We start from the raw sequence: 14,021 nt of genomic DNA, 5'->3' as shown, positions 1-14,021 counted from the left end.
CTACCATCGGTGGCGGGACGGACGATCAACAACCCAAACCCCTATAACAGACCGCTCTGTGTGACGATTCAAACACAGTAGAGTGACGAATGCGCCACTTTGAATGCAGCAACGCTGGCGGCAAGGCAGTCGCGTCCCTGACGAAGGAAGATTCCGTCCAAACGCCGCCAATACACTGTTCGCTCCCAACGATATTCTGAACGATCACGTAGGGTTTACCCTTGGAAACGGCTCCGGTTAACGGTCTGTAACGAACTACCTTCCCATCATGGGAAGGACGGGTTATAGCGCCTCTCTCTCGCTGGACGATCAACTCTGGCCAGATCGTTGCTTTTAGTGGTTGGGCGCCGGTCGGCGTCGTCGATTTTCGGGGACCGATGGCTCAGTTCGATCCACGTCGCCAGCCAATGCGGCTCGCGCCCCACGCCCTGACGGCGGTCGCGGCGCTCTCGGTGGCCCTCCTTGCCGGACGTGTATACCAACCCGCCAGAGCGGAAGAGGCTCCGCCCCTGACCGCCACCCAGCTCGCGACCATAGAAGCCCAGGCCTTCGCCGCCGCCGGCATGCCCGCCGGACTGACCGCCCCCGAAGCCATCCCCGTCCAGATTCGCCGCGGTGAGACCTTCGAGCAGGCCGTGCGCCGCACCGGTATCGCGCCGGAAGAAGCCTCCGCCGTCGCCGCCACCCTGTCGAACGCCATGGACGTGACCGCCATGCGCGCCGGCCAGCGTTTCGAGACCGCCATCGCCAAACCGCGTGGCGGCCGGGGCGACGCCCGCCTGATCGGCCTGACCATGCGCACGGGTCCCGCCACCCAACTGACCGTCTCGCGCAGCTTCGACGGTGCCCTGCGCCTGCGCGCGCTGGAAGAGAAAGTCACCCACGAGACCGTCGTCCTGAACGGCAAGGTCGAGGGCTCGCTTTCAGCCTCGGCCCAGCGCGAAGGCGCCCCCGCTGCTGTCCGCCGCCTCGCGGGCCGACTGTTCTCGCACAAGTTTGATATGGACCGGGACATCAAGGCGTCCGACGAGTTCACCTATGTCTTTGGCCGCAGCGTCACCGAGAACGGGCGCACCATCGGCACCGACGACATGCTATATGCGTCCCTCAAGGGCGTGGCCTTCTATCGCTTCCAGCGCGTCGGCGAGAAGGAAGCCCAGTATTTCGACGCCACCGGCAAGAATACCCGCTCGGCATTCATGCGCACGCCACTGGAGCGGGGATTCCGCGTCTCGTCGTCTTATGGATTCCGCCGTCACCCGATCGCCGGCTATCGCAAGATGCACCAAGGCATCGATTTCGCGGCCGCCATGGGCACCCCCGTAGTCGCGCCGGCCGACGGCGTCGTCGTCGAGGCCCGGCGCTGGGGCGGCTACGGCAACTGGTTGCGCATCCGCCACCCCAACGGCCTGGAAAGCGGCTACGCACACCTGTCGCGTTACGCCTCGGGCGTGCGCGCGGGCCAGCGCGTCCGTCAGGGCCAGATCGTCGCCTATGTCGGCTCGACCGGCGCCTCCACCGGCCCGCACCTGCACTACGAGATCTGGCGCAACGGCCAACGGATCAATCCGTCCGGTGTGAAGACCCAGGAAGGCACCGTTCTGGCGGGTGCCGATCTGACCGCCTTCCGCGCCGAAAAGGCCCGTATCGATCGCATCATCGCTGCCGGCGGCGAGCGCCGCCCGCAGGTCCAGACTGCCAGCGTCGCCAGCGGCCTGCGCCCCGCCCGGGGCTGACGCGACGTTTCAGCTTGCCGCGTTGGCGGCCGCGATAAGGGCGTCGTCCAGTCCGCTCGCCCGGATCGCCGCCTCGCGCTGGAACAGGCGCGCGGCATAGGCCTTGAACGCGTCCCGCTCGGGCAGGCTCTTGAACTGCAGGCCCCAGCCGATCTGGCTGCCCAGATAGACGTCCACCGCCGAGAAGCGGTCGCCCAGAATCCAGGGTCCGTCGCCTGACACGGCCGTTTCCAGCGCGTCCACCACCTGTTCGAAACTGCCGTATCCCGCCATCCCCGCCTTGTCAGCCGGAGCCAGAAGGTTCAGCGACTTGGCCGTGACGGCGGCCTCCAGCGGCCCCGCCCCGAAGAACATCCAGCGCAGATAAGCCCCACGCGCCGGATCATCGAACTCGGGCGCCAGACCGGCCTCCGGGAAGGCGTCGGCCAGCCACGCGCAGACGGCGGCGCATTCGGTCACCGTCACGCCACGATAGGTGACGGCCGGAACCTTGCCCATCGGATTGATGGCCAGATACTCCGGCCCCTTCATCGTCGTGCCGTAATCGAGAACCACGGTGCGATATGGGTGGCCGACCTCCTCCAGCATTCAGCGCGCGATCCGGCCGCGCGACATGGGGTTGGTGTAGAAGACGATTTCGTCGGACGGCTGGCTCATCTGGATCTCCCCAGCGTTGAGCGCGGACAAGATAGACCGAAGGCGCAATGGAACAAAGACGAAACATCCTAATGGGTCTCGCAGGCGGGGCGGCGTTTCTGGCGACGGCCCGGCGCGTCATGGCCCAGACCGGCTTCGCGTCGCGCCGCATCGCGGTTGAGACACGCGGACAGGGGCCGGACCTGATCCTCATCCCCGGCCTGGCCTCGACGGGGCAGGTCTGGAACGGCGTCGCCCGGAGGCTCCAAGGCCGTCGGCGGCTTCATCTCGTCTCGGTGCGCGGCTTCGGCGACCTGCCTGCCCAGGGCAACGCTGATGGTGCCGTGATGGTTTCGGTGGCGGCCGAGGTCCGCCGTTACATTGTCGAACAGGCCCTGACGCGCCCCGCCATCATCGGCCATTCCATGGGCGGCCAGATCGCGTTGCGCGTCGCCGCCGATGCGCCCGGACGCGTCGATCGGGTGATGACGGTCGACGCGTCGCCCTTCTTCCCCGCCCTGATCCGGCCGGGCGCGACCGTCGGCGACGTCGAACCCATCGCCCAGGTCGCCTATCAAGCCGTCCAGTTCCTTGGCGACGCTGTCCTGCGCGATCGGGGACGCAGCCTGGGCCTCGATCTCGGCGGCGCGTCGGACGCCCTGTTCGGGTCCATGGGCTGGCAGGGCGGCGACCGGCGCGTGCTGGCCCAGGCCCTGTATGAGGTCATGACCGTCGATCTGCGCAATCGCCTGCCCGACATCACCGCGCCGCTTACTGTCGTCTACGGCTGGACCACCGACGAGGCCTCGCCGCGCAGCCGTGCCGACGGCCTGTTCCGCGGGGCCTATGCCTCGCTGCGTGTTCCGGCCCGGTTCGAGCGGATCGAGGGCGCCGAGCATATGGTGATGATCGACCAGCCCGCGCGATTCCTCGCCGTGGTAGAGCGGTTCCTGGCGTGAGCCTCAGTCGGCGTCCGGCTGAAGATCGGGACCGGCGGCGGCGAAGGCGGGATGAGTCTGCGCGGTTCTCTCTACGGCCAGCAGGCGCGGATAGGCGTCGAGCGGCACATTGAAGCGCCGGGCCGAATACAGCTGCGGGATCAGGTAACAGTCCGCGAGTGTCGGGGTCGCCCCGAAGCTCCAGCCTTCGCCATGGCGAGCCACCAGCGCCTCAAGAGCCGCGAAGCCGGGCACGATCCAGCGCGCGGCCCAGGCGTCGACCGCAGCCTGATCCGCGCCGAACCCTTCGCACAGGGCCTTGCCGACGCGCAGATTGTTCAGCGGATGAATGTCGCAGCCGACCAGCGCCGCCATGGCCCGGACATGGGCACGCGCCACCGGATCGCCGGGCAGCAGGGCCGGCTCAGGATGCGTCTCCTCCAGCCATTCCAGAATGGCCGGGCTCTGGGTCAGGATGGCCCCGTCCACTTCAAGAGCGGGCACCATCCCCTGTGGATTCAGGGTGACGAAGGTCTCCGACCGCTGCGCGCCGGTTCTCAGATCGACGCTGCGCTGGTCGTAGGCCACCCCCTTGAGGTTCAAGGCGATGCGCGTGCGGTAGGCTGCGCCGGAACGCCAGTAATCGTGCAGGATCATCGGGGCCTCATGGTGAAGGTCAGCGGAACCAGTCCACCGACGTGCGCCTGAACCTTGTCGCTTGGGCGCAGGGGGCCGACGCCTTCGGGCGTGCCGGTGAAGATCAGGTCTCCGGCCCTCACGTCCCAGAGCCGGCGCGCCTTGGCCAGGATTTCGTCCGGCGACCAGACCATGTCGTCCAGTCGTCCCGCCTGACGAATCTCGCCATTGACCGTCAGGGCGATGGAGGCCGCCGGATCGGGCAGGACGCCGAGTGTCAGCGCGCCGCAGGGCGCGGACTGGTCGAAGCCCTTCGCCGCGTCCCAAGGGCGACCTTTCTCCTTGGCGGCGGCCTGAAGGTCGCGGCGCGTGAGGTCGCACCCGACCGCCCAGCCGATGATCGAGCCGTCCTGCCCCACCGCGCAGACCAGCTCGACCTCGTGATGCAGGTTTTCCGTCGCCACGGGGAAGACCGGATCCGCCGCATCGGCGACCACGGCGTCGGCGGGCTTGGAGAAAAAGAACGGCTCGGCGCGCTCGTGGCCCATCTCCCGGGCGTGGGCGGCGTAGTTCTGGCCGACGCAAAGGATGCGCCGCACCGGGTAGCGCGCGGCGCTTCCGGCGATGGGCAGGGAGGGGGTGGCGGCAGGTGGAAACAACCAGTCAGTCATGGCCTTTGTTTAGGCGAGCCCGTGCCGCATCGCCAGTCGGGGACACGCACGGACGCACGTTGCGTGGCGGGAACCGGCCAAGGCCAGTGGCGTTCCCCCTCAGGGTTCTCTATTTAACAGTCAAGCTTACACAGCGGAGCGCGCATCATGGCCACGACCAAGGCGGCACGGACAGCCGTAAAAAACGACATCAACACCCTGAAGGAAGACCTCAAGACCCTCGGGACAGAGGAAAAGGCGCGCCTGCGCGAGAAGGCGACGGCGACCGAGGCCCGTGTGCGCGCGAAGGCCGCCGAGGCCGAAGCCGCTCTGCGCCAGCAGTCTGAAATCCTGCGCGAACGCGCCCGGGGCTATTACGACACCGCTCGCGTGCGCGGTCAGGAATACTATGACGACGCATCGGAGCGCTTCGATGAAGCACAGCGCTACATCACGGAGCGGGTGCAGGAGCGCCCAATGCAGTCCACCGCTATCGCCCTCGGCGTCGGCGTCGTGCTCGGCCTGCTGCTCGCGGGTCGTCGCCGCTGATGTTGGGTGCGGGGTTCGTTCGCGACCTGACGCGAAAGGCCGTAGCCGCGGCCGCAGCGGCGGGTGCCGCTCTGGTCTCCGTGCTGGCCTTCGGCGCAACCGTCTTCTACGCCTTGTGTCTGGTCGTCCCGCCTCTCGCGGCGGCGGCAATCACCACCCTTTCGTTCGCGGTCTTGGCCCTGATCGTGGTGATGGTCTTCCTCCGTCGCGACGCTGCGGCGGCTGAATTCGAGAGCGAGGAACCGATCGGCCTGGGGCAGCGCGCCTTCACCCTGTTCCGCGAGCGGCCGATCATGGGTGTGGTCGCGGCCCTTGCCGGTGGCTTCATCTTCCTTCGCAATCCGGCACTGGCCACCATGGTCGCCGCCGCTTTCACCGAGAAAAGCCACCGTCGGCGCTACTAGGAGCGTAAGAAAGCTCGAGCAAAGGGCCGTAGCTTCGCAGCGACGGCCCTTTTCCTGTCAGTCAGGTGGCCGCCTGCTCGCGAGCGCCCGCGACGTTGGGGTCGGGCGCCGTCGCAGGTTTGCGCGTGTCCTGGCGACGCGGCAATCGCCAGGTCTGGCCGGGTTCGAACCGTTCTCCAGTCCAGACGACAGCGGTGACAGTGATGTGCGTCCGATTCCATTCAATGCTGTTGAAGCTGGGCGGCGTTCCCCGCTCGCGATGCGACAGCGTCCCGCAACCGATGGCGTACGAGCAGTGATCGCCCAGGCTGATGGGAAGGGCAAAGGGCACATGGACGTGGCCGGTGGTGATGATGTCGACGCCCGCTTCGGCGAAGATCAGCGCCGCCTCTTCTCCGCGTTTCACTCCGCCGGTCATGGGTGTGCCGATCATCTCGATCAGTGGGTGGTGGCAGGCCAGAACACGCAGCGCGCCGACAGGGGCCTGTCGCAGGGCTTCGGCTGCGTTGCGTGTCTGGTTCAGGTTGATGACGCCCTTCGACCAGTTCGACCTGGCCTGCCAGCCGCGCGCCGTGACCACGCCCCGCACCATCAGGTCGGGGCCGAGGAACTGGTGATCGTGCGCGGGGTGCCCCGTCGCCTGCTCGAACGCCTTCCACGAATGGAACAGCCGGGCGGTCAGGCTCCAGTAAGGCACATCGTGATTGCCGACGATGACAAATTGAGGATCCGGCAAGGCGCGAAGCCACTCGCCGGCCGCGGCGAATTCGTTGGGCAGGCCCTGCTGGGTGATATCCCCGGTGATCAGCGTCAGATCCGGCCGCTGGGCGTGCGCGTAATCGATGGCCGCCGCGCAGGCGTGTTCGTGCTCGCATCCGAAATGGGTGTCCGAGAACTGGAGGATGCGGCCCACTAGACGGCCTTCTCCGACGTCGCCGGGGTCGGTGCCAGCGCCATGAAGGCTTTCTTGATGAACTTCACTCTGGCCTCATGGCGCAATAGGGTCGGCTCGCCGTCGATCACGGCGGGGATGCGCGACCGGGCGCGCACGGTCACGGTCTGCGTCGCGCCGGTCGTCACCGAGGGATCCTGGCGCCAGTCGCCGGTCATGGCATGGGCAGCCATGCGCAAGGCCTGTGCGGCATTCGACGTGGTGACGGCAGCCGCCTCCAGGCCGATGTCCTCCTCCATCGCCCTGGAGATGAGCGGGCTGATCAGTATCAGGGCCTCGGCCTTGCGCTCCGGCCCGCCGTCCAGCGAAAATCGCAGACGCCCCGTGAAGGCGCGCCTCACGGCCCGGCGGCCATAGGCCCAAGCCAGACCCGGCTTGCCGTCGCGGATGGCCTCGCGCGCCGGTGCCCAGAGGGCGGGCGACCCCATGATGGCGGCGCAGTAGAAGGCTTGTCGGACGTGGCCGTCGGAAACCTCGCCGCCGGCCACCGGCTGCGGCGCGCCTTCTTCCAACGCCAGCTTCAGGGCCGCCTTCCAGTCCCCCGTGCCGTACAGCGCCTTGGGCAGCATGTTCATCGTGCCGCCCGGCAAAGGCGCGACCAGCGGACCGTCCGGCCCGGCCCGCGAGGCTATCCTGCCCGCCGTGCCGTCGCCGGCCAGGACGAACAACGCGTCCGGCCGAGCGTCCAGCGCCGCAAGAATTTGGGCATCGAAATCGGCGCCGGTCAGTTCCACGACAGAGCTTTGGCAAGCGTATTCCGCCAGAATCTCTTGCGCTTCTCCGGCGGCCCTGGGACCCACGCTACCCGACGTCGGATTGACCAGCATAATCAACCGTTCCAGCGTCACGTGGCTGGTCAGGGCGCGTGGCTCTGTGGTCACGACGGCTGACGACGGTGCCTGTTGATCAAGGGTTTCGTTCATGTCGCCCGAACGTCCCGCCCGCACTGATGTTCCGGGCTGAACGGGACAAGCGTGGCTATTGTTTCTTCAGCTCGTCGCTCGCGGCGGCTGCGCGCCCCTGTGCCGCGTCGCCCGCCTTCGCGGCCACGGCACCGGCGTCGCCGACCTGATCCGCGACCTTGGGCGCTTCACCCGTGACCGTGGCGAGGCCCTTGGCGATCCAGCCGTCCATCACCGCGCCGCTCTCGGCCAGCGACTTCTCCTTGATGCCCAACACGGCGGTCATAACGCCGAACAGCGCCAAAAGCGTGACCAGAAGACCGACCAACGGATTGCCCCGCCGGTGTTTGGATTGCGCCCACACAGGACTGTGATCACTGTCTTCGGCCTGTCGGACCGGAATGGAAAAACGCACGCGAAACCCCCGTCTCTGGCCCGTGTCCTGGGCCGACCACACCCTCCTCGCGGCCATGGATAAAGCCTAACTCAAGCTGACTCGGCATCATAGCGGCGGAACCGCAACGGTTATCCAGCATTATCACCCAAGGGGCGAACCCGGGACGAAGGAATTACCCATGAAGAAAGCAATCATCGCCATTGCCGGCGCCGGCCTGATGGCCACCGCCTGCGCCAGTGACCCTTACAGCGGCCAAGCCAATGAGACCACGCGTCAGGGTCTGGGCGGAGCCGCCATCGGCGCCATCGCCGGGGCCATTATCGGTAACAACACCGGCAGCGGTAACGCCGGCACCGGCGCAGTGGTCGGCGCTGTTGTGGGAGGCGCCGCCGGTGCCATCCGCGGTTCGGCGCAGGATCGCCGCAATCAGCAGCGCTACGGCGACGCCGGCCGTTATTACTACTGCTACGACAACCGCCAGACTGAATGCTACTGGGAGAACGGCCAGCGATACAATCGCTAGGACGCTGCCGATCCACTGAAGAAAAGGGCGGTTCGTCTCATCGGCGGACCGCCCTTTTTCACGTGAAGCCAAAGGGCCAAAGGGGTTGGACATGATACGATCGACGATGATTCTGCTGGCGGCGAGCGCGGTCGCCCTGTCGGGGTGCGGCATGGATCGCGCGATTTACCGGACCGACCTGATCGCCGAACCGGAAACCTGCGTCGCCAACACGTTCGAGGTCTATTTCGCTGAGGGCGAGGCCCGCCTGACCGAAGCCGCGCGCCAGGCGATCGGCATGACGGCCGCCCGGCTTCAGGGCTGCGCCATCGAGCGGGTCGTGGTGACCGGCCTGTCGGACGCCAGCGGCGGCGCGGTGGCCAATCAGGACCTGTCCGAGCGCCGCGCGATAGCCGTGGCCGAAGCCTTCACCTCTGCCGGCTGGCCCGCGCCGGCTTTCGAGATCAGCGCCGCCGGAGCGCAGGGCGCGACGACCGCGCAAGGCACCAGCGAGCCGATGCGCCGCCGCACGGAAGTCTTCGTTCAGGCCGCCCCCCGGCCCTGAGACGACGCGACGCTGTCGCGGACGGTGACGTGACGGGGTCGGGACCGCTAAGGTCGCGCCGACGTCCCGTGGAGGCCGCTTGTCCCTTTTCGCCAGAGTCCTGATCGCAGCCGCTCTTTGGCTGACCGCCGGAGCCGCCCTCGCGCAGCCCGCGACCACGTTCGCGCCCGGACCAGGGCCGCAGCGGACCGAGCGGATCGAGGCCGAACTGGTTCCGATGTCGGCCTGGGCCGCCCCCGGATCGACGGCCGTGGTGGCGATCAAACAGACCATCCAGCCCGACTGGCACACCTATTGGCGCAATCCAGGCGATTCCGGCGGCACCACCTCCCTGAGATGGACGACGCCGCAGGGCGTGAGGCCGGGCGAAATCGTCTGGCCCCTGCCCGAGCGGCAGCGGCTGTCGGGGCTGATGAATTTCGGCTATTCCGGCGAGGTTTACCTGCCGGTGCCGGTCGAGATTCCGGCCACGGCGCGCGCCGGGACGACGCTGACGCTGACGGTCAAGGCGCTGTTCTTCGTCTGCAGCGCCGAGATGTGCGTGCCGGACGAGTTGACCCTGAGGCTGGACCTGCCGGTGCGCGAGGGCGCCGCTCCGCTGGAACCAAGCCACGGGGCCGCGATCACGACGGTGCTGGCACAGGCACCCCGGCCGGCGGGGATCGAGGCGCGCATCGCGGTCGACAACGGCGTGCTGGTGCTCAGCGCCGCCGGTGGGCCGCTGGCCGGACGCAATCCGGGTCCAAGCTATTTCTTCCCCTTCGAGGGCGGGGTCATCGATCATCCGGCCCCCCAGACCGGTGTCTGGGGGCCGCAGGGCCTGACGCTGCGGCTGCAACCGGGCAGGGCGACCCGGGCCGGAGGCGTTTCCGGACCCGTCGAGGGCGTGCTGGCCACCGCGCAGGGGGCGTTCGAGATCCGCGCTGAACCGGGCGCGGCTCTGGCGGGAACCTCGGGGTCGGGCGAAGTGGCGGCGGCGGCGGACGCGAGCCCGGCTGCCGCGTCGACCGACCAGAGCGGACTTGCCGTCTTCGCCCAGGCCCTGCTGTTCGCGGTTCTGGGCGGGCTGATCCTGAACCTGATGCCCTGCGTCTTTCCCATACTGGCGATGAAGGCGGCGGCGCTGGCGGCCTCGGCCCATGACGTCCGCCATGCGCGGCGCGACGGGCTGGCGTTCCTCGCTGGGGTGCTGACGACCTTCCTGGTGCTGGCGGGCGTGCTGCTGGCGTTGCGGGCGGCGGGCGAGGCTGTGGGCTGGGGCTTTCAGCTGCAATCGCCGCCGGTGACGGCCGGTTTGGCCCTGCTGATGCTGGCGGTCGCGTTGAACCTGTCGGGCGTCTTCCATGTCGGCGCGGGTCTGCAAGGGGCCGGATCAGGACCGCTGGCGCGCCTGCCGGGCGGTCTCGGGGCGTTCTTCACCGGCGCGCTGGTCGTGATCGTCGCCGCGCCCTGCACCGCTCCCTTCATGGCCTTCGCGCTGGGAGCGGCGCTGGTGATGCCGTGGCCGATGGCGCTGATCGTGTTCCTCGGCCTCGGTCTGGGTCTGGCCCTGCCGTTCGTGCTCGTCAGCCTGACGCCCGGCCTGCTGGCGAAGCTGCCGCGCCCCGGACCGTGGATGGAGCGGCTCAAGGGGCTACTGGCCTTTCCCATGTATGCCACGGCCCTGTGGCTGGCTTGGGTGTTCAGCCGACAGACAGGCGGGGACGCCCTGGCCCTGCTGTTCGTCGCGGGCCTGTCGCTGGCGCTGGGCGCGTGGCTGATCGGCGGCGGCCAGTCCGAACGCACGGCCGGACGCAAGGGGTTGATACATTTGACGGCCGGGGTCACCGCCCTGCTGCTGGCGGGCGGGGCGCTGGTCATGGCGGCGCGGGTTCCGGCGTCGGCCGTCGACAGCCCGGGGATCGCTCAAGGCGCGGGGCCCGCGAGCGCGCCGTGGTCGAGCGCGGCGGTCGCGGCGGCGCTGGCCGAGGGGCGGCCGGTGCTGGTCAATTTCACCGCCGACTGGTGCGTCACCTGCAAGATCAACGAGCGCACCTCGCTGACCTCAAGCGGCGTCGCGGCGGCGATGACACGGACAAACGCCGTCTATCTGGTCGGGGACTGGACCCGGCGCGACGACACCATCACCGCCGAACTGCAGCGTCACGGACGGTCGGGCGTGCCGCTGTATCTGATTTACTCGCCGGGCACGGTTGAGCCGCGTGTGTTGCCGCAGTTGCTGACCGAGGGGGTGGTCGTGGATGCGTTGAAGGATGTGGGGGGGTGAGGCGTTTCCCTCTCCCGCTTGCGGGAGAGGTGGCCCGTCGATCGCGCCGCGATCCAGAGTCGGAGAGGGAAGTGAGAAATTCCCCCATCGTCGCTGTTCGCCTGCGGCGAAGACGCGACCGTCGTCCAGTCGGCTCTGCCGCCCGTTCCTCCACCCTCGCAAGCGGGGGAAGGAAACGAGAGGGACCTACATTTGCGGCTGGGGCGAGGTGATGACCTCGGCGTTTTCGTTGATCAGGTAGGCCAGTTTGTCGATTGCTACGCCGCAGGACATGGGAAACCTGATGCGCGAACTCATTATGTTGGCCGAATCGCGGATTCGGCGTTGAACCGGCTTACGCTCGACCCTTAAACGAGGGTTCACCTTCCGATAATCGAGTCCGCCCGATGACCGCTCGCTCCCAGGCCCTGTCCATGCTTCGCGCCCTGGCGCGCAAGGACGCCGGCGCGCGCATCATCCACCAGTTCGCCGCCGATCCCCGCCGGACCGAACGGATGGGCGTGGAGGCGGCCGGCCTCTATCTAGACCTGTCGAAACAGTCGTGGAGCGCCGAGGGGTTCGAAGCCGCGCTGGACCTAGCCCGCACCTGCGATATCGAGGGCCGGCGGGACGCGTTGTTCGCCGGCGAGGCCGTCAATGTCACCGAGGGTCGCGCCGTCCTGCATCCGGCCCTGCGCGCGGCCGACGACGCGGATTTCCGCGCTCTGGGCGAGCCTGTGTCGAAAGGGGTCGCCGAGACCCGCGCCCTGATGGCGGCCTTCGCCACCGACGTCCATTCCGGGGCCGAGACGGGCGGGGCCAAACAGCCGTTCACCGCCATCGTCCACATCGGTATCGGCGGCTCAGACCTGGGACCGCGGCTGCTGTGGGACGCTCTGCGCCCGCTGGAGCCGACCATCGACCTCCGGTTCGTGGCCAACATCGACCCGCGCGACATGGGCGAGGCCCTGTCCGGGCTGGACCCCGAAACCACGCTGGTCGTCATCGTGTCCAAGACCTTCACCACCCAGGAAACCCTGGCCAATGCCGACCTGGCCAAGGCGTGGCTGGCCGAGAGCCTGTCGCCCAAGAGGATGGTCAAACACCTGATCGGCGTCACGGCCGCGCCGGACAAGGCCGAAGCCTGGGGCTGTGGCCGGACCTTCGGGTTCCGCGACTGGGTCGGGGGTCGCTATTCACTGTGGTCGGCGGTCAGCCTTTCGGTGGCGGTGGCGCTGGGCTGGGACGTGTTCGAACGCGTGCTGGACGGGGCGCGGGCCATGGACGCCCACTTCCTCGAGGCCTCGCCGGAGGTCAATGCCCCGGTCCTGCTGGCGCTGGCCCAGGTCTATAATGTCGAGGGTCGCGGACGGCATGCCCGGACGGTCGCCCCCTATGCCCACGGCCTGCGCCGCCTGCCGGCCTTCCTGCAGCAGCTGGAGATGGAATCGAACGGCAAGGGGGTGAAGCGGGACGGGAGCCCCGTCGACACCGCCACCGGCCCGATCGTCTTCGGCGAGCCCGGCACCAACGGCCAGCACGCCTTTTTCCAGCAGATCCATCAGGGCCCGCAGGTCGTGCCGGCGGAATTCGTGGTCGTCGGCCACACCTCGGACGCCGCCATGGACGCGCGCGAGGGCGACGCCCCCCTGTGGGCCAACGCCCTGGCCCAGGCCCAGGCCCTGATGCTTGGCAAGACCGAGGCACAGGCGCGGGCCGAACTGATCGCGGCGGGCGCCGAGCCGGACGAGGCCGACCGTCTGGCCCCGCACAAGGCCTTTCCCGGCGACCGACCCTCCACGACCATCCTGCTGGACGCCCTGACGCCCGAGGCGGTGGGGGCGCTGCTGGCCATGTATGAGCACAAGACCTTTGTCGAGGGCGTCATCTGGGACATCAACAGCTTCGACCAGTGGGGTGTGGAACTGGGCAAGGCGCTGGCCAGGGCAATTCTCACGGACGTCGCCGACGGCGAACCCTCGCCCGGACTCGATCCGTCGACAGCCGAGCTGATGAAGCGACTGATGGTGTAGGCCGGGCGCGGGAAGCGGACGCGCTGAGAGTCTGGAATGGGTGGAAAGCGGTCTATCCCTGATGCTCCATCCCCGACATCGGGAGCAGGATCAGAAAGCTACATGGCGGGCTTCTGGATGCAGTGGGGAGCCGACGTGTCTCCCAAGGCGCTCTACCGGTTTCCGTGACGGTCTACCCACCATGTTCGATGAACGGGATCCCCGTTATCGGTGGCGCTGTATCGCGCGCCTCATCTCCTCACGGGTGACGAAGCCGTCCCGGTTGAGATCGTTGAACTGAAAGCCCCGCCGCGCCTGGCCTGCCAGCGACTCCGCCGTGATCCCGCCGTGGCGGCCGGACAAACGACGGAATTCCCGCGCCGCGCTGGCCAGACACCAAAGGCGTTGTGGTGGCTGCGAGGGAATGTCTGCCCCTAATCCCCCGCAGTGCTTGTCGTCGAACTCCCGAGCGTCGAGTTGGCCGCTGCGATCATGATCGAACTGGCTATAGACCAACCACTCCTTACCTCGCCACTCAGCGAGGCTTAGCCGATCATCATCGTCGTGGTCGGACATTTCGAATGCATGCTCTGACAGGTATCTCGACCGCTCTACACGCTGGCTTAGATCGGCCGGTGGGACATACTGTTGGGCCAACACGTCCGCCGGATGGACCGCAGCGAGAGCAAAAGCGACGAACAAAAAAAGTGGCGTCATACAAGCCTCGCGTGAACTCAGTGTGGAAATGTCGCACCTTCTAGGCTCAGGACTCATTGATCATAGCCAGAAGATCACCGTGGCGGCGATAGTGATGGCAGACATGAAGGTGTGTGCGCATCGGTCGTAGCGGGTATGGATGCGTCGCCAGTCCTTGAGCCTGCCGAACATGTTCTCGAT

At 67.8% G+C, this 14,021-nt stretch carries 16 protein-coding genes; 8 read left to right on the top strand and 8 right to left on the bottom strand.

The window, feature by feature from the left end; all coding sequences use genetic code 11:
• The first annotated feature begins 407 nt into the window (after positions 1 to 407).
• Positions 408 to 1,736 carry a peptidoglycan DD-metalloendopeptidase family protein gene (locus ACESMO_RS00080; RefSeq protein WP_372706138.1) on the top strand — a complete coding sequence of 443 codons (1,329 nt, stop codon included), beginning with the start codon at positions 408 to 410 and terminating at the stop codon, positions 1,734 to 1,736.
• 9 nt (positions 1,737 to 1,745) lie between these two features.
• Here ACESMO_RS00080 and ACESMO_RS00075 read toward each other — a convergent pair whose 3' ends face one another.
• Complete coding sequence (locus tag ACESMO_RS00075; protein ID WP_372706137.1) at positions 1,746 to 2,324, bottom strand: glutathione S-transferase family protein; 579 nt, start codon at positions 2,322 to 2,324, stop codon at positions 1,746 to 1,748.
• Between the two features lie 140 nt (positions 2,325 to 2,464).
• Here ACESMO_RS00075 and ACESMO_RS00070 point away from each other — a divergent pair, with 140 nt between their 5' ends.
• On the top strand, positions 2,465 to 3,331 hold the full coding sequence (locus ACESMO_RS00070; protein WP_372706136.1) for an alpha/beta fold hydrolase: 867 nt from the start codon (positions 2,465 to 2,467) through the stop codon (positions 3,329 to 3,331).
• Between the two features lie 3 nt (positions 3,332 to 3,334).
• Here ACESMO_RS00070 and maiA read toward each other — a convergent pair whose 3' ends face one another.
• Both maiA and ACESMO_RS00060 read right to left on the bottom strand, forming a co-directional pair.
• Entirely contained in the window at positions 3,335 to 3,967 is a 633-nt protein-coding gene (gene maiA, locus ACESMO_RS00065; protein ID WP_372706135.1) for a maleylacetoacetate isomerase, read from the bottom strand.
• Entirely contained in the window at positions 3,964 to 4,617 is a 654-nt protein-coding gene (locus ACESMO_RS00060) for a fumarylacetoacetate hydrolase family protein (RefSeq protein WP_372706134.1), read from the bottom strand. Before ACESMO_RS00060 ends, maiA begins: the two co-directional genes overlap by 4 nt.
• Before the next feature lie 147 nt (positions 4,618 to 4,764).
• On the opposite strand from ACESMO_RS00060, the gene ACESMO_RS00055 reads away from it, so the two are divergent.
• Both ACESMO_RS00055 and ACESMO_RS00050 read left to right on the top strand, forming a co-directional pair.
• Positions 4,765 to 5,145: a DUF883 domain-containing protein gene (locus ACESMO_RS00055; protein WP_372706133.1), complete on the top strand. Its 381-nt coding sequence runs from the start codon at positions 4,765 to 4,767 to the stop codon at positions 5,143 to 5,145.
• Complete coding sequence (locus tag ACESMO_RS00050) at positions 5,145 to 5,549, top strand: hypothetical protein (protein ID WP_372706132.1); 405 nt, start codon at positions 5,145 to 5,147, stop codon at positions 5,547 to 5,549. The genes ACESMO_RS00055 and ACESMO_RS00050 overlap by 1 nt, the downstream gene beginning before the upstream one ends.
• Before the next feature lie 61 nt (positions 5,550 to 5,610).
• Here the strand turns inward: ACESMO_RS00050 and ACESMO_RS00045 are convergent, their stop codons facing one another.
• The 3 genes from ACESMO_RS00045 to ACESMO_RS00035 are packed head-to-tail and all read right to left on the bottom strand — an operon-like array spanning position 5,611 to position 7,818.
• Entirely contained in the window at positions 5,611 to 6,462 is an 852-nt protein-coding gene (locus tag ACESMO_RS00045) for a metallophosphoesterase (protein WP_372706131.1), read from the bottom strand.
• Positions 6,462 to 7,424: a diacylglycerol kinase family protein gene (locus ACESMO_RS00040; RefSeq protein WP_372706130.1), complete on the bottom strand. Its 963-nt coding sequence runs from the start codon at positions 7,422 to 7,424 to the stop codon at positions 6,462 to 6,464. The genes ACESMO_RS00045 and ACESMO_RS00040 overlap by 1 nt, the downstream gene beginning before the upstream one ends.
• A 55-nt stretch (positions 7,425 to 7,479) precedes the next feature.
• Positions 7,480 to 7,818 carry a hypothetical protein gene (locus ACESMO_RS00035; protein ID WP_372706129.1) on the bottom strand — a complete coding sequence of 113 codons (339 nt, stop codon included), beginning with the start codon at positions 7,816 to 7,818 and terminating at the stop codon, positions 7,480 to 7,482.
• A gap of 160 nt (positions 7,819 to 7,978) precedes the next feature.
• Here ACESMO_RS00035 and ACESMO_RS00030 point away from each other — a divergent pair, with 160 nt between their 5' ends.
• The 4 genes from ACESMO_RS00030 (at position 7,979) to pgi (ending at position 13,145) form a co-directional block, all read left to right on the top strand.
• Entirely contained in the window at positions 7,979 to 8,323 is a 345-nt protein-coding gene (locus ACESMO_RS00030; protein WP_372706128.1) for a glycine zipper domain-containing protein, read from the top strand.
• Positions 8,324 to 8,414: 91 nt separating this feature from the next.
• Positions 8,415 to 8,867, top strand: coding sequence for an OmpA family protein (locus tag ACESMO_RS00025; protein WP_372706127.1), 453 nt, complete (start codon positions 8,415 to 8,417; stop codon positions 8,865 to 8,867).
• 79 nt (positions 8,868 to 8,946) lie between these two features.
• Positions 8,947 to 11,133 carry a protein-disulfide reductase DsbD family protein gene (locus ACESMO_RS00020; protein WP_372706126.1) on the top strand — a complete coding sequence of 729 codons (2,187 nt, stop codon included), beginning with the start codon at positions 8,947 to 8,949 and terminating at the stop codon, positions 11,131 to 11,133.
• Positions 11,134 to 11,519: 386 nt separating this feature from the next.
• Positions 11,520 to 13,145 carry a glucose-6-phosphate isomerase gene (gene pgi / locus ACESMO_RS00015; protein WP_372706125.1) on the top strand — a complete coding sequence of 542 codons (1,626 nt, stop codon included), beginning with the start codon at positions 11,520 to 11,522 and terminating at the stop codon, positions 13,143 to 13,145.
• Between the two features lie 204 nt (positions 13,146 to 13,349).
• Here pgi and ACESMO_RS00010 read toward each other — a convergent pair whose 3' ends face one another.
• Complete coding sequence (locus ACESMO_RS00010; protein ID WP_372706124.1) at positions 13,350 to 13,700, bottom strand: hypothetical protein; 351 nt, start codon at positions 13,698 to 13,700, stop codon at positions 13,350 to 13,352.
• Positions 13,701 to 13,901: 201 nt separating this feature from the next.
• A partial coding sequence (locus ACESMO_RS00005) for a transposase (protein WP_372706167.1) occupies positions 13,902 to 14,021 on the bottom strand: 120 nt, incomplete at its 5' end.

Source organism: Brevundimonas sp., from assembly GCF_041688735.1.
GTDB lineage: Bacteria > Pseudomonadota > Alphaproteobacteria > Caulobacterales > Caulobacteraceae > Brevundimonas.
The sequence above is the reverse complement of the archived record's forward strand: the minus strand, read 5'-3'. Positions and strand labels throughout refer to the sequence as shown.

Bases quoted from the DNA above. Each gene is read 5' to 3' on its own strand.
- ACESMO_RS00040 (WP_372706130.1), bottom strand. From the start codon at position 7,424: ATGAACGAAACCCTTGATCAACAGGCACCGTCGTCAGCCGTCGTGACC.
- maiA (WP_372706135.1), bottom strand. From the start codon at position 3,967: ATGATCCTGCACGATTACTGGCGTTCCGGCGCAGCCTACCGCACGCGC.
- ACESMO_RS00050 (WP_372706132.1), top strand. From the start codon at position 5,145: ATGTTGGGTGCGGGGTTCGTTCGCGACCTGACGCGAAAGGCCGTAGCC.
- ACESMO_RS00030 (WP_372706128.1), top strand. From the start codon at position 7,979: ATGAAGAAAGCAATCATCGCCATTGCCGGCGCCGGCCTGATGGCCACC.
- ACESMO_RS00070 (WP_372706136.1), top strand. From the start codon at position 2,465: ATGGGTCTCGCAGGCGGGGCGGCGTTTCTGGCGACGGCCCGGCGCGTC.
- ACESMO_RS00025 (WP_372706127.1), top strand. From the start codon at position 8,415: ATGATACGATCGACGATGATTCTGCTGGCGGCGAGCGCGGTCGCCCTG.
- ACESMO_RS00080 (WP_372706138.1), top strand. From the start codon at position 408: ATGCGGCTCGCGCCCCACGCCCTGACGGCGGTCGCGGCGCTCTCGGTG.
- ACESMO_RS00075 (WP_372706137.1), bottom strand. From the start codon at position 2,324: ATGCTGGAGGAGGTCGGCCACCCATATCGCACCGTGGTTCTCGATTAC.
- pgi (WP_372706125.1), top strand. From the start codon at position 11,520: ATGACCGCTCGCTCCCAGGCCCTGTCCATGCTTCGCGCCCTGGCGCGC.
- ACESMO_RS00055 (WP_372706133.1), top strand. From the start codon at position 4,765: ATGGCCACGACCAAGGCGGCACGGACAGCCGTAAAAAACGACATCAAC.
- ACESMO_RS00060 (WP_372706134.1), bottom strand. From the start codon at position 4,617: ATGACTGACTGGTTGTTTCCACCTGCCGCCACCCCCTCCCTGCCCATC.
- ACESMO_RS00010 (WP_372706124.1), bottom strand. From the start codon at position 13,700: ATGTCCGACCACGACGATGATGATCGGCTAAGCCTCGCTGAGTGGCGA.